Annotated in this window: 21 protein-coding genes; 9 read left to right on the top strand and 12 right to left on the bottom strand. The window is 34.4% G+C overall.

Features of this window, described 5'->3' with window-relative positions; translation table 11 throughout:
* Positions 1–26: 26 nt before the first annotated feature.
* Positions 27–1436 (bottom strand): DUF4403 family protein, encoded by a 1410-nt coding sequence (locus ACSVH5_RS07200; RefSeq protein ID WP_438060769.1) that lies wholly within the window; start codon positions 1434–1436, stop codon positions 27–29.
* Positions 1437–1602: 166 nt separating this feature from the next.
* Between ACSVH5_RS07200 and ACSVH5_RS07195 the strand changes: the two genes are divergently transcribed.
* The 7 genes from ACSVH5_RS07195 to tsaB all read left to right on the top strand — a co-directional run bounded on the left by ACSVH5_RS07195 (position 1603) and on the right by tsaB (position 9451).
* Positions 1603–2304, top strand: a complete 702-nt coding sequence (locus ACSVH5_RS07195) for an ABC transporter ATP-binding protein (protein WP_438060768.1) — start codon at positions 1603–1605, stop codon at positions 2302–2304.
* Positions 2297–3541: an ABC transporter permease gene (locus ACSVH5_RS07190; protein ID WP_438060767.1), complete on the top strand. Its 1245-nt coding sequence runs from the start codon at positions 2297–2299 to the stop codon at positions 3539–3541. Before ACSVH5_RS07195 ends, ACSVH5_RS07190 begins: the two co-directional genes overlap by 8 nt.
* Before the next feature lie 2 nt (positions 3542–3543).
* Positions 3544–4809, top strand: a complete 1266-nt coding sequence (locus tag ACSVH5_RS07185) for an ABC transporter permease (protein WP_438060766.1) — start codon at positions 3544–3546, stop codon at positions 4807–4809.
* A 34-nt stretch (positions 4810–4843) separates the two neighbouring features.
* Positions 4844–5959 carry an efflux RND transporter periplasmic adaptor subunit gene (locus tag ACSVH5_RS07180; RefSeq protein WP_438060765.1) on the top strand — a complete coding sequence of 372 codons (1116 nt, stop codon included), beginning with the start codon at positions 4844–4846 and terminating at the stop codon, positions 5957–5959.
* Positions 5960–6040: 81 nt separating this feature from the next.
* Complete coding sequence (locus ACSVH5_RS07175) at positions 6041–7408, top strand: TolC family protein (protein ID WP_438060764.1); 1368 nt, start codon at positions 6041–6043, stop codon at positions 7406–7408.
* A gap of 6 nt (positions 7409–7414) precedes the next feature.
* Positions 7415–8710, top strand: coding sequence for an efflux RND transporter periplasmic adaptor subunit (locus tag ACSVH5_RS07170; protein WP_438060763.1), 1296 nt, complete (start codon positions 7415–7417; stop codon positions 8708–8710).
* 75 nt (positions 8711–8785) lie between these two features.
* Positions 8786–9451 carry a tRNA (adenosine(37)-N6)-threonylcarbamoyltransferase complex dimerization subunit type 1 TsaB gene (tsaB, locus tag ACSVH5_RS07165; RefSeq protein WP_438060762.1) on the top strand — a complete coding sequence of 222 codons (666 nt, stop codon included), beginning with the start codon at positions 8786–8788 and terminating at the stop codon, positions 9449–9451.
* A gap of 2 nt (positions 9452–9453) precedes the next feature.
* On the opposite strand, the gene ACSVH5_RS07160 is transcribed toward tsaB, so the two are convergent.
* From ACSVH5_RS07160 to ACSVH5_RS07150, 3 genes are all read right to left on the bottom strand, one after another.
* Positions 9454–10278, bottom strand: a complete 825-nt coding sequence (locus ACSVH5_RS07160; RefSeq protein ID WP_438060761.1) for a mechanosensitive ion channel family protein — start codon at positions 10276–10278, stop codon at positions 9454–9456.
* A 77-nt stretch (positions 10279–10355) separates the two neighbouring features.
* Positions 10356–10799 (bottom strand): YtxH domain-containing protein, encoded by a 444-nt coding sequence (locus tag ACSVH5_RS07155; protein ID WP_438060760.1) that lies wholly within the window; start codon positions 10797–10799, stop codon positions 10356–10358.
* Positions 10800–10955: 156 nt separating this feature from the next.
* Positions 10956–11849 (bottom strand): NifU family protein, encoded by an 894-nt coding sequence (locus ACSVH5_RS07150; RefSeq protein ID WP_438060759.1) that lies wholly within the window; start codon positions 11847–11849, stop codon positions 10956–10958.
* A 149-nt stretch (positions 11850–11998) separates the two neighbouring features.
* Here ACSVH5_RS07150 and ACSVH5_RS07145 point away from each other — a divergent pair, with 149 nt between their 5' ends.
* Positions 11999–12997: a PorP/SprF family type IX secretion system membrane protein gene (locus tag ACSVH5_RS07145; protein WP_438060758.1), complete on the top strand. Its 999-nt coding sequence runs from the start codon at positions 11999–12001 to the stop codon at positions 12995–12997.
* Between the two features lie 18 nt (positions 12998–13015).
* Complete coding sequence (locus ACSVH5_RS07140) at positions 13016–13534, top strand: gamma carbonic anhydrase family protein (protein ID WP_438060757.1); 519 nt, start codon at positions 13016–13018, stop codon at positions 13532–13534.
* 17 nt (positions 13535–13551) lie between these two features.
* Here ACSVH5_RS07140 and murI read toward each other — a convergent pair whose 3' ends face one another.
* The 8 genes from murI to ACSVH5_RS07100 all read right to left on the bottom strand — a co-directional run bounded on the left by murI (position 13552) and on the right by ACSVH5_RS07100 (position 21871).
* Positions 13552–14328 (bottom strand): glutamate racemase, encoded by a 777-nt coding sequence (gene murI / locus ACSVH5_RS07135; RefSeq protein ID WP_438060756.1) that lies wholly within the window; start codon positions 14326–14328, stop codon positions 13552–13554.
* Positions 14329–14417: 89 nt separating this feature from the next.
* Positions 14418–14915, bottom strand: coding sequence for an OmpH family outer membrane protein (locus tag ACSVH5_RS07130; protein WP_438060755.1), 498 nt, complete (start codon positions 14913–14915; stop codon positions 14418–14420).
* Between the two features lie 20 nt (positions 14916–14935).
* Complete coding sequence (locus ACSVH5_RS07125) at positions 14936–15976, bottom strand: OmpH family outer membrane protein (RefSeq protein WP_438060754.1); 1041 nt, start codon at positions 15974–15976, stop codon at positions 14936–14938.
* Between the two features lie 37 nt (positions 15977–16013).
* Positions 16014–18695, bottom strand: coding sequence for a BamA/OMP85 family outer membrane protein (locus ACSVH5_RS07120; RefSeq protein WP_438060753.1), 2682 nt, complete (start codon positions 18693–18695; stop codon positions 16014–16016).
* 7 nt (positions 18696–18702) lie between these two features.
* A complete protein-coding gene (locus ACSVH5_RS07115; protein ID WP_438060752.1) occupies positions 18703–19443 on the bottom strand; it encodes an isoprenyl transferase in 741 nt (246 codons plus the stop codon).
* A 1-nt stretch (position 19444) separates the two neighbouring features.
* Positions 19445–20131, bottom strand: coding sequence for a DUF6089 family protein (locus ACSVH5_RS07110; RefSeq protein WP_438060751.1), 687 nt, complete (start codon positions 20129–20131; stop codon positions 19445–19447).
* Positions 20132–20296: 165 nt separating this feature from the next.
* Positions 20297–21181 (bottom strand): NAD kinase, encoded by an 885-nt coding sequence (locus ACSVH5_RS07105; RefSeq protein WP_438060750.1) that lies wholly within the window; start codon positions 21179–21181, stop codon positions 20297–20299.
* A gap of 30 nt (positions 21182–21211) precedes the next feature.
* The gene (locus tag ACSVH5_RS07100; protein WP_438060749.1) at positions 21212–21871 is read right to left on the bottom strand and encodes a CBS domain-containing protein; all 660 of its coding nucleotides are present in this window, start codon (positions 21869–21871) and stop codon (positions 21212–21214) included.
* Positions 21872–21908: the final 37 nt, after the last annotated feature.

The raw sequence follows: 21908 nt of genomic DNA, 5'->3' as shown, positions 1-21908 counted from the left end.
TGATGTGACTCAACCTATTTTGTGCTTTATTTTAATCCATCAATAGTGACTTTTACCGAACCTTTTATGTTGATAAAGGCTATAATGGCTTGATTGGTCAATTCTAATTTTTGAAATTGGATGTCCTCCATTTTGCCATTTACAAAAACTCCTGGCAAAGGTGAATAATTATTGAGGTAAGCCATCATGTTTTTCTTGCCTTCGTCCAAATTCGGTTGGATGGAATACTTACAGTTGGCTTCAATTTTTCGCAAGATAATACCTTGTGCAAGCCAATTGGCGGTTCTTATTAGTTTGTCTTTGGTGTCTAAAACATACTCTAATTTATCAAAATAAATTTCTTTAGTTTTTTCGTTGTATTGTGGAAAACCTGATAGATAGATGGTGCCATTAACACTTCCTAATAATTCTAAAGCAATTACCATTTTGCCGTTTTTGTGCCAAATGTTTACGTTTTGAACGCTAACTTTTTTACTTCCAGAACCAAAAACCTGACCGTTAAAGTTTTTTGTCATAATTTTTGAAGCTTCTTGGTACGTTGAAACTGCTGCAATATTAGTATTGATTTGTTGAGGAATTTGAGTTACAGGTTTTAGTATTATTTTATTTTTATCATATTTTGATGTAGGTTTTGCTCCAATCAAAGTTTCCATAGTGCATTTCATCCCCATCTCTAATACAAAAGTGTCGTTTTTTAATCGGGCATTGGTAGTATAGACTTCAATGGGCGTAATTCGCAACCAACTCGAATAGGCCTGGCTCATTTCAAAAGGTGTACAGATCTTCTCTAATGCTTCTAAAACATTAGGTTTAAAATCCATTGATTTTTCAATAGACTCATCGATTTTCTTTTCAATTTTTGATCTGAAAAGACTTATGGTTGGGTTAATGATATAAGTGATGGGTACATTTTTTCCAAGTATTACCATGGTTGGGCTCTCTTTCCAGTCCAAAGATTTCAATACGGTTTTTGTATGCATGCGCCAATTGGTGAGGTTTACTTCGCTATTTAGTGTAACCACGCCATTTAAGTTGAATTCTTTATAGGTGTACAATTCTACTCCTAATTTTTTGGTTCCAATGCGGTATTTAACCCATACTTTCAGTGGTAAAACGGTTTTGATTTTTTCAGTGGTTCCTTCGTGTGCATTGTTGATGGTTATAGGAGCTTCTTTCCAAACTTTCAATTCTATGTCATCGTCTTCAATAGCGTTGTCTTCATAGATCAAACCATTCAAATAAGCATTGGTTTTGTTTTCAATGTCTTTGAGTTTAATCGCAACAGGGAGGTTGACAAATGAAGGACTGGTTTCGTAAATTAAAGGGACAGCATCGTCTGGTTCGGGTTTTAAAGTCGCTATTTTGCTTGACGTAGAACAGCTTTCAAATAGTAATACAAGAAAAACAAGCAAACTAAAAAAATGGAATTTTGGCATCTAATAAAGGTTTGTTTTTAGTAAAAGTACTAAAACAATTATTATTCCTAATAATTTGTAACATTTTCAAAACAAAAGAGTCTTATGCTTGACTATTGATGATTAGTTATCTTAAATCATCACATAGTTGTATTGAGAAACGATAGTATTGATAAAAAAGTGTAAGATGATTGAAATTAAAGATTTACATAAATCCTATAAAATGGGATCTTCTGAATTACATGTTTTAAAAGGAATTAATTTCAATATTCAAGAAGGAGAATTGGTGGCGATTATGGGTTCTTCAGGTTCTGGCAAATCGACTTTGCTTAATATTTTGGGAATTTTGGATGAAGCCGATTCGGGTAGCTATACGCTCGATGGTGTACCAATAAAAAAATTAAATGAAACCATAGCTTCTAAATACCGTAATCAATTTTTAGGATTTGTATTTCAATCATTCAATTTAATCAATTATAAAACGGCATTAGACAATGTTGCCATGCCTTTGTATTATCAAGGAGTTAAAAGAAAAGAACGCAACGAAATTGCGATGGCATACTTGAAAAAAGTAGGATTAGATAGTCACTCGCATCATTTGCCCAACGAACTTTCTGGGGGGCAAAAACAAAGGGTTGCAATAGCTAGAGCTTTGGCTTCGAATCCAAAAGTATTGTTGGCCGACGAACCAACAGGAGCATTAGATACCAAAACATCTTATGAAGTTATGGAGCTAATTCAAGGCATTAATGATGAAGGGAAAACCATTCTAATTGTAACTCACGAGCCAGATATTGCTGCAATGTGCAAGCGAAATGTTGTCTTGAAAGACGGGTTGATTATAGATGATAAATTAGTTGAACAAGTAAGAGCTTCTTCTTATGTTTAATACGGAACGCTGGCAGGAAATTTTTGAGGCTATCGCCAAAAACAAGTTGAGAACTTTCTTGACGGGAATTTCTGTGGCATCTGGTATCTTTATTTTGGTCATTCTCCTTGGCGCAGGGAAAGGATTGCAAAACGGAATTGCCAAACAATTCGAACGTGATGCGGAAGGAATAATTGAAGTATGGACGGGTACTACAACCAAAGAATATAAAGGGCTGAATCCAGGAAGAGAAGTGCAGTTCAGGAATAGTGATTACGACTTAGCGGTTACCAAATTTGACGATAAACTGGATCGAAGATCTGCAGTGTACTCCTATTGGAATGGTGTAATTGTCTATGGGAAAGAAACTGGGAATTATCAATTCAGAGGGATTTATCCTGATTACTTAGCTTTAGAAAATGCAACTATAGTTAGCGGACGTTTTATCAACGAAAATGATTTGTTGCATAACGAAAAAGTGGCTGCTATTGGCCAGAAAGTAAAGTTGGATTTGTTTAAAAATAAAAATTCTATTGGAGAAGAAATCGTAATCAATAATGTGAATTTTAAGGTTGTAGGTGTGTTTACGGATCCATCAGGAGAACGAGAGGAATCAAGAATTTATTTGCCAATCACCACGACTCAGAAAGCTTTTAGTGTAGGCGACAAAATAAGTAATATGCAATTCACATTGAATAAAATGGCAACTTATGAAGAAGCGTTGGCACAATCTACCAAGTTTACAAAAGAATTAGGGCAGATGTTACGCAGTAAAAATACCGTGGCGCCAGATGATGAAAGTGCCATAGGGATTAATAATTCTATCGAAAATGCCAAACAATTTTATGATTTGAATTTGTACATCCGTCTATTTTTTTGGTGGGTAGGAATTTGTACGATTATAGCAGGGGTAGTTGGGGTTAGTAATATTATGTTGATTATTGTAAAAGAGCGTACCAAAGAAATTGGAATCCGAAAAGCACTTGGTGCATCGCCTATTTCTATTGTGGGGATGATTTTACACGAATCTATTTTTATCACTACCATTGCAGGTTTCGTAGGGTTGCTATCTAGTTTATTGTTATTAGAATTAGTAGGGCCGTATGTAAAAAGCGATTATTTTTTAAATCCAGAAGTAGATTTTGGAGTAGCCATTACAACCTTAATTTTATTAGTATTTGCTGGAGCAATGGCAGGTTTTTTTCCTGCTTATCACGCCGCCAAAATCAAACCGATTGTAGCACTTAGAGACGAATAATTATGTTTGATAGAGACAAATGGGATGAAATATTAGAAGCATTGACCGCGAATACGTTTCGGACAATACTTACGGCTTTTGGTGTTTTTTGGGGTATTTTCATTTTGGTAATACTGCTAGCAGCTGGTAATGGTTTAGAGAATGGAGTTAAGAAAGGATTTGATGGTATTGCGACCAACACTATGTTTATGTGGTCTCAAACGGCTTCAAAACCGTATAAAGGATTGCCGGCTAACCGAAAATTTAATTTTAAAAATGCAGATGTTGCAGCGTTAAAAGAAAATTTCCCTGATTTATTGTATGTCTCACCACGAAATCAGCTAGGGGGTTTTGAGGGAGCCAATAATGTTGTTCGAGGTACCAAAACAGCAGCTTATACCATCTACGGTGATTATCCTGAATTGATCAAACAAGAGCCAATGGATATTCCAAAAGGGCGATTTTTGAACCAACAAGATATAACCTTAAAGCGTAAGGTTGCAGTTATAGGCCAAGGGGTTATCAAAGAATTGTATGTTCCAACCGAAGAGGTAATCGGGACTTATATCAAGATTAATGGCGTAAATTTCATGATTGTTGGTGTCTATAAATCAAAGTCAAACAATAGAGGCGGAGGAGAGGAAGAACAGAAAAAAATCTTTATTCCTTTTACTACTTTTCAACAAGCTTTTAATTTTGGAGATACCGTTGGTTGGATGGCGCTAACGGCGAATGATGGCGCTTCAATTACGGATTTAAAATCGAAAATTTTGGAGTTTATGAAAGGGAGACACTCCATAAATCCTGCTGATGATCGAGCTATTGGTAATTTTGATTTGTATGCCGAGTTTAGCAAAGTACAAAGCCTTTTTAGTATTTTGAGATTCATAGCTTATTTCGTTGGTACATTGGTATTGCTTTCAGGCGTGATTGGAATTTCTAATATTATGCTAATCGTAGTAAAAGAACGAACCAAAGAAATAGGAATACGAAGAGCCCTTGGAGCTACACCTGGTGCCATAAGAACACAGATTTTAACCGAAGCTATTTTCTTGACTATTGTTGCAGGAATGTCTGGGATTGCATTGGCAACAGGAGTATTGTGGGTCTTGAATTTTGTTTTGGATAGCATGCCGAGTGATGATATGATGTTTGCGAATCCAAGTGTAGATTTAGCAGTAGTGTTTTTTGCGCTACTCATTTTGATTGGCTCAGGATTACTTGCAGGATTTATTCCTGCACAAACCGCTATTAGAATAAAGCCCGTAGATGCTTTGAGAACAGAATAAAAGATAAAAGTAAAACGATTAACTAATCAATAAAATGAAAAAAGGAATAACCATAACTATTTTAATTGTAATTGCACTTGTGTTTTTTGGTGCATTGTATTACTTGTATACTAAAAATCAAGAGCCACCGGTAGTTTTTCAAACCGATAAAACCGAAACAAAAACCATTGTAAAAACAACTATCGCTACAGGTAATATCGTTCCTGACGAGGAGGTATTAATCAAGCCTAATATTTCTGGAATTATTGAAGAAGTGTACATAAAAGCTGGCGAGACAATTAAAGCTGGCGATTTGATTGCTAAAATTAAAGTAGTAGCCAATGTTTCTACTTTGAACAATACTCAAAATCAAGTGCAAACGGCCAAAATTGATTTGGATAACCAAGAAAAATTATTCCAAAGGCAAAAAACATTATTCGACAAAGGCGTGATTTCTGCTAATGATTTTGACGCTGCTCAAGTGGCATATAAGCAAGCAAAACAGAATTACGTTGCAGCCAAAAAAAGTAACGACATCGTAAAAACAGGTACTACATCTGGAATGGGGAATTATGCGAACACTTTGATTCGTTCTACGGTAAACGGAATGGTGCTTGATGTTCCTGTGAAAGTAGGAAATCAAGTTATTGAAAGTAACAATTTCAATGAAGGAACGACTATTGCAAGTGTGGCCGATGTAGGAAGAATGATTTTTGTTGGAAAAATCGACGAATCTGAAGTGGGTAAAATCAAAGAAAATTTGCCTATTGAGATTACGGTTGGTGCCATCGAAAACAAAAAATTCGATGCGGTTTTGAATTACATTGCTCCAAAAGGGAAAACTGAAAACGGTGCGATTCAATTTGAAATCAAAGCCAAAATGACCAATCGCGATAACACCTTTATTAGAGCAGGATTAAGCGCAAACGCTTCTATTATTTTGGAAAAAGCCGATAAAGTTTTGGCTATCAAAGAAGCGTTAGTCCAATTTGATAAAAAAACTCAGAAACCTTATGTTGAAGTCCAAACAGGACCACAAAAATTTGCTCGTAAAGATTTGGTTTTGGGCGTAAGCGATGGAATTTATGTTCAGATAAAAAGCGGAATTAAGGCTACAGACAAGATAAAAGTATGGAATCAAGGATTGTTAACCGAAGAGCCCAAGCCCTAATTAAGCCCCACAAACTAGTTGCTAATTTTGAAAAAATGTTAAATTTGTGCAGTATATTTGTTGCACTTTCATTCCTGATCTATGAAAAAAAATAATTATTTGAGTTTAGTGTTCTTTTTGTTCGCTTCCGTTGTTGGAACGGCACAAACTAAAACCTGGACTTTAGAAGAGTGTGTAAAATATGCCATAGAAAATAATATTTCTATTAAAAACACCGAACTCGACATCAAAACTGCCGAAATTAATAAAAAAGGCGCAGTAGGAAATTTTATCCCTTCTTTAAATGCAAATTCCTCTCACTCTTGGAACATTGGTTTAAACCAAGATATTACAACAGGTTTGTTACGAAATCAAACCACACAGTTTTCTTCTTTAAGTGCTACTGTTGGAGTGGATATTTATAAAGGTTTACAGAATCAAAATACATTACGTAGAGCGAATTTGGCCATTGTAGCTTCAAAATACCAATTGCTAAAAATGCAAGAAGACATTGCTTTGAATGTTGCCAATGCATTTTTACAAGTTTTGTTCAATAAAGAAAACTTGAAAGTGCAAAATGAGCAATTGGCCATAAGCGAAAAACAATTGGCTCGTTCTGAAGAGTTGGTTAAAGCGGGATCTATTCCAAGAGGCGATGTGTTAGATATAAAGGCAAACGTGGCTACTAATAAACAAAATGTAATCACAGCAGAAAACGCTTTATTGATTTCAAAATTGAGTTTAGCACAATTATTACAGTTAAAAGATTTTTATGATTTTGATGTGGTAGATAGTGATAACATCAAAGATGAAAATAATATATTGGCTCAGCCTGCTACCGCTATTTACGATAAAGCAAAAGATTCTAGAACCGAATTGAAAATTGCAAAAACAAATTTGGAAGTAGCTCAAAAAGATTTACAAATCGCCAAAGGAGCTTTTCAACCTACTTTGCAAGGATTTTATAATTATAATACAAGGATTGCTTATGCTGATAGAATTGGGCTAGATCAAAATGGAAATCCAGTTTCTAGACCACCATTACCTTTTTGGGATCAGTTTAGAGACAATAAAGGACAAGCATTCGGAGCACAATTATCTATTCCAATTTTTAATGGTTGGTCAGTAAAAAATAATGTGGAGCGCAACAAAGTCAATTTAGAGAAATCTAAAATAGCTTTAGAACAACAAGAATTAGACCTACAAAGAAATGTATATACTGCTTTTACCGATGCTAAAGGCGCTTTAAAAACACACGAATCAGCTATTGTTTCTTTGGAGTCCAGACAAGAAGCTTTCAATTACGCCAAAGAGCGTTATGCGGTGGGGATGATGAATTCCTTCGATTTTAACCAAGCACAAACCTTGTTGACCAATGCGCAATCTGAAGTAATTCGCACCAAATACGATTATATTTTTAAAATTAAAATTCTTGAATTCTATTTCGGAATTCCAATCATAAAAAACTAAACCATTATGTCTAGAAAAACCATTTATATTTTATTAGCTGTTGCCGTTGTTTTAATCGGTACTTTAGTAGGATTGTCAAAAGCAGGAATTATCGGAAACAAAGATAAAGGCACTGAAGTTGAGATTGCCAATGTCGCAGCGTCTACCATCGTAGAAACAGTTTCAGCAACTGGAAAAATTCAACCCGAAATTGAAGTGAAAATATCTTCTGAAGTGTCAGGAGAAATCATTGCTTTGAATGTAAAAGAAGGTCAGGTTGTAAAAAAAGGAGATTTATTAGTTAAAATAAATCCTGATTTATATACTTCTGGATATAACAGAACGGTTTCTAATTTATCAGGAAGTAAAGCAGTTTTAAATCAATCAGAAGCTTCTTATAAAGAAGCCAAAGCCAATTATGATCGAAATAAATCGTTGTACGAAAAAGGGATTATCTCTAGAGCAGATTGGGACAAAGCTATTGCTTCTTTTGAAGTAGCCAAAGCCAATAAACAAAACGCATATTTCAACGTACAAAGTGCTTCAGCAACGGTATTGGAAGCCAAAGATAACTTAGGCAGAACTACAATTTACGCTCCAGCAGACGGTACAATTTCTGTATTGAATGTAGAATTAGGGGAACGTGTTTTGGGAACCCAACAAATGGCTGGAACTGAGATTTTGCGTGTAGCCAATTTGAACAATATGGAGGTTGAAGTTGATGTAAACGAAAATGATATTGTTAAAATAAAAGTTGGTGACGAAGCGAATGTAGAAGTAGATGCTTATTTGAAAAAGCAATTCAAAGGCGTTGTAACTAGTATTTCAAATTCTGCAAGTACTGCTTTAACAGCTGATCAGGTGACAAATTTTAAGGTAAAAGTTAGAATTTTGAAAGAATCATATCAGGATTTATTAGAAGGCAAGCCAAGTACCTATTCGCCTTTTAGACCAGGAATGACCGCTACAGTAGATATTATTACCAATACGAAGTCGAATATCTTAACTGTGCCAATTAGTTCAGTTGTCGTAAAATCTGATACTGCAGCCGTAAAAGAAATTAAAGTAGAGGATCCCAAAGAGGATAAATCAAAACCGAAAAGCGATAAAAAATTCGAATGTGTTTTTGTAAAAGTTGGAAACAAAGCGAAGATTAGAATCATTAAAACAGGTATTCAAGATGATGCCAATATTGAGGTTTTATCAGGATTGAAAAAAGGGGATGTAGTTATTACAGGGCCTTACACAACGGTTTCTAAAGAGCTCAATTCAGGAGATAAAGTCTCCTTGAAAACCGACAACACAAAAGATGGAAAGAAATAAAAAATAGTCTAACAACTTAAAAAATCACAATCGTCAAAAAAGATTGTGATTTTTTAAGTTTATATAATTTACCTTTTGGCATACCTATTAAATATTGAAACAGCTACCAAGAATTGTTCCGTGTCTTTGGCGAAAGATGGGACTACACTTTTATGCAAAGAGATGTCCGAAGAAGGTTATTCTCACGCCGAACGCTTACACGTTTTTATTGAAGAAATAATTAAAGAATCGGGAATTGCATTTCAAGATCTTAGTGCTATTGCTGTAAGTCAAGGCCCGGGTTCGTATACAGGATTACGAATTGGGGTTTCTGCGGCAAAGGGTTTGTGTTACGCATTAAATATTCCTTTGATTGCGATTGATACCTTGCAAACTTTAGCTAGACAAGTAAAGCAAACCGATGGTTGTATCGTTCCAATGATTGATGCCAGAAGAATGGAAGTGTATAGTGCTATTTTTGATGCGAATTATGAGCAGCAAAGAGCCATTCAAGCCGAAATAATTACCCAAAATTCGTTTGCTGATAACAAGGAAACTGTCTATTTTATTGGAGATTGCAACGATAAATGTAAAACCGTACTAACTGCTCCTAATTTTGTTTTTTTAGAAGGGATTCAATATCCTTCTGCCAAAGAAATGAGTGCTTTGAGTTTTGAGAAATACCAAAAAAGCGACATTGTAGATGTCGCTTATTTTGAACCTTTTTACTTGAAAGATTTTATGATTACTACCAAAAAGTAATTTTAGTTTTGAGTCGAAGATTCTCGGATATAAGGTTGAATTACAATACCAGCAGCATCAAAAGCCAATTTGCAATTTTCTAATGTTTCCGAAAAGACAGCGCCAAAGTCCTCATTTTTAGCCCACGGACGCACCGCAAGCTGAATAGCATTATCGGTTAGGTTTTTTACGGCAACTTCTGGTGCTGGATTAGACAAAACTTTTGGGTTACTTTGCATAACTTCTGCAATAATTTCTTTAGCTTTCTTAATATCTGTTTCATACGAAATAGCGATGGTCAAGTCAGCTCTGCGTTGCCCTTGTGTCGAATAATTGATAATTGTTCCGTTGGATAAAATGCCATTCGGTATAAAAATGGTTTGATTGTTTGCGGTAACCAGTTTGGTTACAAAAATTTGTATTTCTAAGACCGTGGCAATTTGTCCTTGAGCTTCAATCGTATCACCTACTTTGAAGGGTTTAAAAAGAATAATTAACATTCCTCCCGCAAAATTTGAAAGAGAGCCTTGAAGTGATAAACCTACAGCTAATCCCATAGCTCCTAAAATAGCAACAAAAGAAGAGGTTTCTACGCCTAGTTTCGATATAAAAGCAATAAATAAAAGGATTCGCAATGCCCAAATCAGTATATCGGCTAAAAATTTAGTGAGAGTTGGATCTAATTCTCTCTTTATCATTATTTTTTTAATCAACCGAGTGATGAATCGGATAGCGTAAATACCAACGATTAGAATTACAAATGCGGATATGATTTTTGGAGAATAATCAAGAACTGCATTCCAAAGTAGCGATGCGTAATTAGTTAATTGGTTTGGGTTTACTTCCATAATGCCTGTTTTTTTAATTTAAAAAACCTTCTCGTTGAGAAGGTTTTATGATATGCAAAAGTACAATTTTTTAAAAGTTAATTTGTAGCATCATCTACGTCTTTTTTAATTTCCTCTGCTTTTTCAGTAACATCTTCTGTGGCTTTCTCTGTTGCTGCTGAAGTTTTTTCTTTTACTTGATCGACAAGATCGCTAAGTACTGTTTCAGCTTTATCTGCGTATTCACTGATGGTTTCTTTGGCTTGATTGGCATATTCTTCTGCTTTTTCTATAACTGGAGCAGCTGCGGTACTTACTTTATCAATAGTTTCATCAGCTAATTTTTCAGCTTTCTCAAGGTAGGGTGCAGTGGTCTCTTTTACCTTTTCTAAGGATTCATCGGCAAACTTAATAGCATTGTCGATGTGAGGTGCTGCGGCTTCTTTTACTTCTTCAAATGTTGATTCAGCTTCTTTGGCTAATTCTGATGCGGATTCTTTGGCAGATCCAAATAGATTTTTAAAAAATGATGTTACTCCCATGGTATTTGATAGTTAAAGATTAGTATACAATAATAAACAATTTATTATGAAAAATTTTCTTTTGTGGTTTTAAAATAACTGAAAATTAACTATTTAGATATTTTGGAAATAAAAAAAGCGCCTCATTGGAGACGCTTAAAATGAAATAGAATGGAATTATACTGCTTCTACTTTGATGTTATCATTATTCAACATGCTTTTTAGCATATTTTCAATCCCACTTTTCAAAGTGAAAGTTGAAGAAGGACACCCATTGCAAGCGCCTTGCATCATTACTTTTACAGTATCAGTTTGGTCGTCATAGGAATCAAAAACAATATTACCACCATCGGCTGCTACGGCAGGTTTTACATATTCTTCTAAGATATTGATAATTTTTTGAGAAGTTTCGTCAAGGCTGTTAAAGTTGGCATCTTTTACTTTTTCGTCTTTTAAGGCACTATCCAATAGCGATTCGTCAATAACTGTTCCTCCATTTTCAATGAATTGTTTGATGAAAGTTCTTAGTTCTAAGGTAATTTCTTGCCAGTCGTTGATTTCGTATTTGGTCACCGAAACATAGTTCTCGTCAATAAAAACCTCTTTAACATATGGGAATTTGAACAATTCTTGTGCCAAAGGAGAAGACGACGTTTGGTCAATGTTTTTGTATTCTACAGGAGTTTTGGTAAGCATTTTACTTACTACAAATTTCAGTGCAGCTGGGTTAGGAGTCGTTTCTCCGTATACTGTAATAGGTTGTTTTTTACTTTTGTTTTCGTCAACAGTTAGGATTGTTCCTCCGTCATTGACAAATTTCTCGATTTGTTCTGCTACGGCCTCTTTCACATCCTCCCATTCAACAATGCTAAAGCGTTCTATAGCAATGAAATTTCCAGAAATATACACTGTTTTTACAAATGGCAAATAGAATAATTGTTGGGCCAAAGGAGAGTTTTTGGTCTCATCGATGTTCTTGAATTCATAGTTTTCATTTTGTGTGATGAAATCTGGAAATTCAAATTTCAATATTGTTGGATTTTGTGTTTCTTTTATAGTTAAATTTATCATAGTGCTTTTATTTTTGGTAAAATTACTAAAGATATTTTCTAGTAATAGTTATATTTGATTTTTTTAAGTTTTATTAACAAATGTTAGGATGGTTTACATCCTGAGTTGTGTAATTTGCTATAGTTACTTCTATTAAAAGATCAAATAAGATGTTTATAAATAATTGGTTATTAGGATTTCTTTTTTTTATAGGGATTTCAAGTTATGCTCAAGAAGGCATACCTGTTTATTCTGATTATCTTTCTGATAACTATTATTTAATTCACCCTTCTATGGCTGGTGCTGCTAATTGTGCTAAAGTACGTTTGACAGCAAGAAAACAATGGTTTGGACAGGAAGATGCTCCACAATTGCAAACGCTCAGTTTTAATGGACGTATTACGGATAAAGCTGGAGCTGGAATTATTGTGTTTAATGACAAAAACGGGTATCACTCCCAAAAAGGTCTTAAAGTAACATATGCCTACCATTTGTTGTTTTCAAGAGATGAAATAGACCTGAATCAGTTGTCATTCGGTATTAGTGGAGGACTTGTACAAAGTCTTTTGGACGAAACGGAGTTTCTGCAATCCGGTGATTTTGATCCTAATATCAATGGGAATATTGTTCAAAGAGATTCCTATATGAATTTTGATATAGGTACCTCGTATAATTATCTCAACTTTTATGCACATGCTACAATCAAAAATGTAATAGAAACACGCCGCGAAATTTATTCTGTTTTCGAAAGTGATAACCTAAGGAAGTATCTCTTGAGTACAGGTTATCTTTTTGGGAATCGTGAAAAAGTGTTGTGGGAACCTTCAGTTTTGTTTCAATTCACAGAACAAACGAAAGAAAGTGCTTTAGATATCAATTTAAAAGCTTATAAGAATTTGGAATTTGGTAGTTTGTGGGCAGGAGTTTCTTATAGAAGGTCTTTAGACGGCACAGAATATCGCAACAATGGAGTTACAGCTACTCAAAATTTAGAGTTTATTAGCCCAATTCTTGGTGTTAATTATAAAAATTTTATGGTGGCTTATACTTATTCTCAAATTACTGGAGCAGTTCGATTTGATAATGGAGGCTACCATCAAATTACCTTAGGGCTCAATTTATTTTGTAAAAAAGAAAAATATGATTGTGAATGCCCCGCAATCAATTAATTCTAATTCAAATTTTTTATGTTGATTAAAACAGTAAACGGAAAAACTCCTCAGATACCAGCAGATTGCTATGTTGCCGAAAATGCAACTATTGTAGGAGAGGTTACTTTTGGAGCCTCATGTAGTGTTTGGTTTAATGCTGTTATTAGAGGCGATGTCCATTCGATAACCATAGGGAATAAGGTTAATATCCAAGATGGTGCAGTGATTCATTGTACCTACCAAAAACACCCAACAGTTATTGGTAATAATGTGTCAATTGGACACAACGCAATAGTGCATGGTTGTACCATTCATGACAATGTTTTAATTGGGATGGGTGCTATTGTAATGGATAATTGTGTTGTCGAAAGCAATGCAATCGTGGCAGCGGGTTCTGTTATTACTCAAAATACAGTGGTGCCTTCGGGGACAATTTTTGCTGGTGTTCCAGCAAAAAAAGTAAAAGATATTGATCAATCAGATTTTGCTGGTGAAATCGAACGTATTTCTAATAATTACGTAATGTATTCAAGCTGGTTTAAAGAGGAAGCATAGTTTTTTCTTGAAAGTATTTAGAAATCTTTACGGACTACTTCAAATTTATTGTCAAGAATATCCGATAGTACTTTTGGATCTGTATTGGTATAAAAAACAGGATGGCTTTCGGATAGATTTGAGAGTCCGACTTTATCTTTCAAGACATTTTGAGTCTGTTTCGCAACTGCTTCTCCTGAATCTATAATGTGAATATGGGGAGGAAGTATTTTTTTGATCTGGGGTATTAAATAAGGATAATGACTGCAGCCTAAAACAAGATAATCGATGTTGGCCTCGATCATAGGTGTAAGATATTCTGTTAGTAATTGATGCATTTCAGCAGAGTCAATGTTGCCGCTCTCAATCAGTTGCACTAACCCATGGCCTATTTGTTCAATGATTCTGGTTTCATGATACCTCTCTACTGTTTTATGGAATAATTCACTGTTTAAAGTGCCTTGAGTAGCAAGTATACCAATGGTTTGAGTCTTTGAATGGGTTGCTGCAGGTTTGATGGCTGGTTCTATTCCTATAAAAGGGATGTCGTATTTAGCTCTTAATTCCTTAATGGCATTGGTGGTTGCTGTGTTACAGGCTACTACGATTAATTTGCATTCCATTTTTAGCAAGAATTCTGTGTTTTTCATGCTTAATGCAATGATTTCCTGTTTGGACTTTTGTCCATAAGGAGCATTCTTACTATCGGCCAAATATATAGTTTGTTCGTTAGGAAGTAATTCATGAATGGCTTTCCAGATAGAAGTGCCACCAATACCAGAATCAAAAACGCCAATAGGTTGATTATTGTTCATGTAAACAAAGGTACTTATTTAAATTAATAGTCAAAAAAAAACTGCTCAATCAAAATAATGGAGCAGTTTTTAATAAGGTTTGTTAGTTTTTAGAAACCTAAGTCTTTTTTAATGTCAGCAGTTAAGTCTGGACCATCAGCTAATAAAAGTGAAGCGCCATCTAAAACATATTGCATTCCTTTAGCTTTAGCAACTTTTTGGATGGATGCTCTTACTTTGTCGTATAAAGGCTTTGTAATGTCAGTTTCTTTTTGTTGTAATTCTTTTTGAGCATTATCTCTATAAGCTACAATTCGTTGTTGCATGTCTTGCATTTCTTTGCCACGAGTTTCATTAAGTGCATCTCCAGCTGTTTTAGCTTCAGCTTCGTATTTTTTTAATAAATCTTGATATTCAGTAACCATTTTTTTGTACTCAGCATCATAAGTAGTGCTCAATTTTTCTAATTGTTTTTGAGCGTCTAACATAGCTGGCATTTTAGTCATAATTTCACCAACATTTACATGTGCAACCTTTGCTTGAGCATTCATTGTATTTGCCCCCAACACTACCATTGCTGCAATTAATAAAGTTTTGATTTGTTTCATTGTTTTAAAATATTTAGTAATTAATTTCCGTTTGTTTTTTGTTTTAATTCTTCTTCTTTAGCTTTTCTCTGAGCTTCTCGTTCTTCTAATATCTTTTTTCTTTTTTCTTCTAGGGCTTTTTTGCGTTCGGCAATTTCTTGTTTCTTGGCTTCTGCGGCTTTTGCTCGTTCAGCTGTAATTCGTTCTCTTTCAATTTCAGCCTCTGTCTTGGTCACAGTAGCTGACTCTTCTTTTTTATTCGTGGTTGATTTATCGGTTGCTGATGTAGCTGTAATTGTATTTTCAGCTGGAGCAGAAACTGTGCCATTTTTCTTAGCCTCTCTTTCTTCTTTTATTTTTCGTCTATTTTCTTCATATTCTTTTCGTTTTTGCTCTTGTAGCAAAAGACGATCTTGTAAAGCTTTATCCCTTGCGGCTTTTTTTGCATCTAATTCTAATTTTCTTTCGTTTAGTTCAGGGTTTTCATCTAGGGCTTCTTGAACTTTTTCTTTAATCTGTTGTGCCTCAAGTTGTTTTTTACTCAATTGCTCTCTTTTCTCTGTGTTATTTAGCTTTCGTAAAACTTGATCGCTTATGTCATATCTTTTGGCAGCGAAAAGCATGGTCATATCTGAAGTTTTGTCAAAAATAAAATCAAATTTTAATTTTTCAGCTATATCTTGAACTACTGTAAATACTTGATCTTGCACAGGTTTTGATAATGAACTTTTTTGAGCAATATAGGCACCATTAGCGCCAAAATATTTTTGTTGAAATTCTATCAATTCGGTTTCAAGAAATTTAATTTCGGTTTCTCTTTCTTCAATTAAATTTCTAGTTAATAATGCTTTTTCAATGGTAAGAGCGTCTCTTAATTTTTTGATTTCCCCTTTTTTGGTTTCTATTTCTTGTTTCCAAGCCTGGGCTTTTACGTCCAATTGATTGGTTGCTTCAATATAGCCGTTTACATTTTGTAGAATGTATTCCATATCGATGTAACCAATTTTTGGACCTTTAGTTTGAGAATAACCAATTCCAACTACAAAAAGGGATAAAAATATAAATAAAATATGTTTTCTCATAACTTTATAGTATTGAATGTGGTTAGTTTCAATAATTCTAGAATTGTTGTCCAATAATGAAATGGGTTTCCCAACCATTAGCTTTGGTTTGCCCTGGAATTGGATCAAATCCATGACCAAAATCGATTCCTAATAATCCAAAAGCAGGCATGAAAACACGCAAACCAAAACCAGCAGAACGACTCAAGTCAAAAGGATTATAGTTTTTGAAATCCAAATAAGAGGATCCCGCTTCTACAAACGCTAAGGCATAAATAGAGGCCGATGCTTTTAAGGTTATAGGATAACGTAACTCCATTGAAAATTTATTATATACTATGGCTCCATCTTGAGTACCATTGTTCAAAGGTGTTAATGAGTTGTTTGGATATCCTCTTAACTGTATGACTTCTCTACCATCCATGGCAAAGTTTTGCATACCATCGCCCCCTAGAAAGAAACGTTCAAAAGGAATTACCCCACGCGCTTGATTGTACGCTCCTAAAAACCCAAATTCTCCCAATGTTCTTAAAACGAGTTTTCCATATACTTTAGTATACCAGTCGGCTTTGAATTTGATTTTATAAAATTCTAACCAATTGAATTTTTGTTGGTCCACTTTTGCTGGGTCTGCGGCGGCATCTTTATAATCGGTTACTCTATTGGGCGTTGTGGTTTGTGTTGGAATGGCCTCAACATAATCTCCTTTATTTACTATTATTCCATTATCACCAACATAAGAATCTCCTTTGCTTCCGTCGTATTTGTATTTGTTCTCCTCCAGTTTATCTAAGTTCTTATAGTCAATTCCGTTAAACAAAGAATAAGGTGGAGAGAATTTTGCCGAAAAACTAAATTCAGATCCATAAGTTGGGAAAATAGGGTTGAATCCTTTGTTAGTGTGTGTGATTCCTATGGTATAAGCTAAGTTGTTTGACGTTCCATTTCCAAAGCGAAATAAATTTGTAAAATAGTTATTCAAATCATAGTTTTGGAAACTAATAGCATGCGATATGTAAGTAAAGTCATCAGGCTCACTTAGACGTTTGGAGATTCCTAATGAAAGGGCTAAAATATTAAAGCTTTTACTTCTGTCTGCTCTAGCATTGCCTGTAGAAAAGTTTTGTAAAAATTGCTTACTATAAGACAATGATGAACTAAAAGATACCGGTTTTTTACCACCAAACCATGGTTCAGAAAACGAAAGACTGTAGGTTTGAAAAAAAGTACTGGCTTGCAAACGAAGCGATACTTTTTGACCATCACCCATTGGAAGTGGTCTGTAGGCTTCTTTATTGAACATGTTTCTGGCCGAGAAGTTATTGAAGGATAATCCTAAGGTTCCAATGAAACCGCCACCACCATAACCTCCTTGTAATTCGATTTGACTGGCGCCTTTTTCTACTAAATGGTATTCAATATCTACGGTGCCTGCTCCAGCATCCACATTTTTGAATTTAGGGTCAATGGCCTCAGGATCGAAAAAACCTAATTGTCCAATTTCACGAATGGTACGAACCAATTCGTCTTTACTGTATTTTTCACCTGGTTTTGTTCTTAATTCACGATAAATCACTCGGTCGTTAGTTTTGTCGTTTCCAACTACCGATATTTTGTTGAAATAAGCTATTGGTCCTTCGGTTATTCTAATTTCAAAATCAATAGTATCGTTGACTGTTTTTACTTCTACAGCATTGATGTTCGAAAATAAATAACCATTGTTTTGGTATAAATTGGTAATATCTTCACCATCTGGTTTTGATTTATCAGCTATTCGTTTTTCTAGAAGTACTCCGTTGTAAGTTTCGCCTTTTTTGATTCCCAAAACTTGAGACAAACCTTGGTCTGTATATACTGTGTTTCCTAAGAATTTTATATTTCCAAAATAATATTTGTTTCCCTCTTCAACATTAACCTTAATAGTGATAGCGTTTTGCTCTTTGTTGTAGGAAACTGAATCCGATACAATTCGTGCATCTCGATAGCCCTTTTCTTTATAGGAAGCGATTACTTTATCTAAATCTTCCTTGTATTTGGCTTTTATGAATTTAGATTTCTTGAAAACACGCGTAAGTTTCTTTTGTTTGGTATCTTTCATAGCCGCGCGTAAGGATTTGTCGGCTATTTTTTCGTTTCCAACAAAATCGATACTTGCGATTTTTACTTTAGTTCCAGTATCAACATTAATCAACATGTTGACTTGGTTACTGGTTGCTGAATCTGCAGGAGTATTGGTAATTACTACTTTGGTGTTGTAAAAACCATCTTTTTTGTATTTGTTTTCGATGTAGTTTTTAGTGGTAGTAATTAAATTTTCGTTGACTACTTTTCCTTTAATTAAGTTGTTGTCTTTAATTAAGGTTTCGGTTTTATTTTTCTTAATCCCTACAAATTTTACCTCTTTTAGTTTAGGTAACTCTTGTATGTAGAGTTCTAAATAGATACTATCATTTTCAATTTTATTGACATAAAACGTGATTTCATCAAACAAACCTAGTTTTCCTAGTTTTTTGATGGCACTGCTCACTTCTTCGCCAGGAACAGTGATTTCTTGTCCTTTTTCAAGGCCAGAAAAAGTAACAACGGTTTGTTTGTTAAAGCTGATTTTTCCTGTAACGTCCACGTTGGCTAGAATGTACTTTTTACCTTGGTCAAAAGGGACGCGTTCTTGTGCTTTTATTTGTGAAAAACTTCCTAAAAGGAGTAGGGTAAGGGCTATTTTTATACTTTTTTGTAACACTAAAATTTTATTTAATTTGTTCACTTGTTTTTCCAAATCTGCGTTCTCTCTTTTGATAACTTAGGATGGCCTCATATAAATCTTGTTCTTTAAAATCAGGCCATAAAATATCGGTAAAGTAAAACTCTGCATAAGCAATTTGCCAAAGGAGGAAATTACTTATTCTATGTTCGCCACTGGTGCGTATTACTAAATCAACATCTGGTAAATTATGCGTGTAAAGATGCTCATTTATAATTGAATCGTCAATAGCGTCAATTGAAATTATATTATTTTTAACTTTCTCACTAATTATTCTCACTACATTTGTTAATTCTTCCCTTGATCCGTAACTTAAGGCAAGAGTTAGTGTCATTTTATCATTATTTTTAGTGCTGTTAATCACTTCTAAAAGTTGTTTTTGAGCGTTAGTTGGCAATAGTTCTAAATTGCCAATTGCATTGAGTTTTATGTTGTTCAATTGCATTGTCTCAACTTCTTTTTTCAATGCATTGATCAAAACTTTCATTAAAGTGTCTACTTCTAACTTGGGTCTGTTCCAATTTTCCGTTGAAAAGGCATACAAGGTTAGGTTTTTAATCCCTAATTCTACACTAGCTTGAATGATTTTCTTAACTGATTTGGTGCCACTTTCATGGCCAAAAGCCCTTAATAGCCCTTGTTTTTTTGCCCAACGCCCATTACCATCCATAATGATGGCTAAGTGTTTGGGTAGTTTTTCTGTATCTATTTGTTGTAGTAAATTCATATTAGTATGCGCAATAGCATGGTTTTTCACCAAAAGTATAGGTTAATGTTACACCCGAAAAAACATACCAGTCCGTGTTATTGATGTTGCCAAATCTGAATTGTCGTAAAGTAGCGCTTTCAGGATGGCTTCCGTCTATATTGTCTGTAAATGTATATCTTGCTCCAACTTCTAATCCGATGATAAAGTTACGTGATAGATTTGATTTTACACCCACAATCATTGGAATAGCAAATGAACTTCCTGTTTTTTCTTTAAAAGTATCTCCTGCGGAATTAATGTAAAGTTCGTCATGAAAAAAATAATTGATTCCTGAAAAAACATAAGGTGTCACTTTTAATTTGGATTCATGTAAGTTAAAGTCAAAAAAGTTGAATTCTAATCCTGCAGAGAGTTCCTTTATTTGATTGCTGAATGAGTAACCGCGTTGATTTCGGCTTCCTTCTTTAGATTTTAAATCATTGCTGTTCAGCATGGATTGGGTATACGAAAACCGATAAGCATGTCTTGGACTTTTGTTCCATTTGTACAATACACCAAAAGCTAATTTGTTTGGTGCAACATAAGTGGTTGGGCCTATGTCTCCAATAAAGTTACTCCCTCCTGTAAAGACTCCTATTTCATGAATTTGACAATAAGAAACCCCGCAGGAAAAAACAGCTAAAAACAAATAAAGTAATTTAGTCATACTTATAAAATTGCGTGCAAATATAATAATATTCAATACGAATCAATGCTCAATAGCATAAATGTCTATATTTTTGAGAAATAAAAAAAATTAGGTTTATCTATTGTTATGGTTATTGAATACGACAATTTCTAGAAGTATCGTATAGTAGGCTTTAAATAAAATTTAATTTCTTCGATCTTCTCCCCAAAGTAATTTATTTCGAAGGGTTTTTAAAAAGGTTTCTTCTTGTATTTCGATCATATTAATTTGAAACGGTGTTTTTTTAATGGTCAACACTGATTCGTTTTGCACGGTTGTAATTCTAGAATCGAGTGAAACCAAATACTGATTCTCGCGACCCGTTACACGAAGCACAATTTCTGTTTCGTCAGAAATGACTAAGGGTCTCGCGTTAAGGTTATGTGGCGCAATAGGAGTTATGACTAAGCTTTTTACATCGGGTGTTAAAATGGGGCCGCCACAGCTTAAAGAATACCCAGTAGTTCCTGTAGGTGTGGCAATAATTAAACCATCTGCCCAATAGGAATTTAAAAATTCACCATTCAAATAGGTTTCAATAGTGATCATCGAAGTAGAATCTTTTCTGCTGACAGTGACTTCATTTAATGCAAAGTCTAGATCGAGAATGGCTTCGTTTTCAGGTGAGCAGGATAAACTGAGCAAAGTTCTTTTGGATAAAGTGTATTTTTTGTCTAAAACCAATTGCATAAAGGCGGCTATATTTTCTTTTTGAACATTAGCCAAAAATCCCAATCTACCTGCATTTATTCCTAATAATGGCACTCCGGAATTGCGTACTAAAGTCACTGCTCTTAACATGGTACCATCACCTCCAATGCTAATCAGCATGTCGAAACCGCTATCTAGTTCTGTATATGAACTAAAGGTTTTGTATTCTTTTTTGATGATTTTCTTCTCATATAACATCTCAAGAAAAGTAGCTTCAATCACCATTTCAACCTTATTTTCATTAAAAAAAATAAAAATATCTTTAATAATGGGTTCTGTGCTCACTAAATAATATTGTCCGTATATAGCTACTTTCATGTGATTTAAAAATGTTCGATTAGGAATAAATTATATATTAAGGTATTTATCCAAATAATCGGATCGTTCTTTTAGGTTGTTGATGTAGTTGTCTTCTTGATGTTCCGAAATGATTTCATAGTTATAGCGACGAAAAGTTTGAATAATATCATTCATTGCCCCTAAACTTATTTTAATGGTAACTTGAACAGATTCTGCATTGGCTTCCGAAACAAAAAGACCTAAAAGTTTGCCATTATTGCTTTCTACAATTTGTGCAATTTGACTCATAGAGTAGTCTAAAATTCCTTTTTGAACCACTACTATGCCACCTTGCTCTTTCAAAAATGGCGTCTCATGAAAAAACTTGATGATGTCTTCTATTTCATAATACCCTTTATAGGCGTTGTTTTCGTCTAGAACGGGTACTAAGTTGGTGTGATTTTTGGCAAAAACCTCCAAAACATCTAGCCAAATCATTTGTGTTCTGGCAAAAAAAGGCTCTAACGTAAAACGATAATCTGCTATTTTTTTATCACCGTCAAAGGTCTCTAAGTCGTCTTTAATAATACATCCCAAATATATGCCTTCTTCCACGACAGGAAAATGAGAAAAAGGTAAGTCATGCAAATGGTCTTGAACAGCCGTAATGGTTTCTTGACTGTCAATAGCTTTATAATCGTTGGTGATATAATTTAAAATTTCTGTCATCGTTTGTTTCGAAATTTTTTATGCAAAATAATCAAAA

The sequence above is a fragment of the Flavobacterium sp. RSSA_27 genome (genome assembly GCF_051547125.1).
Lineage (GTDB): Bacteria > Bacteroidota > Bacteroidia > Flavobacteriales > Flavobacteriaceae > Flavobacterium.
This window is presented reverse-complemented; position numbering and strand designations above follow the sequence as displayed.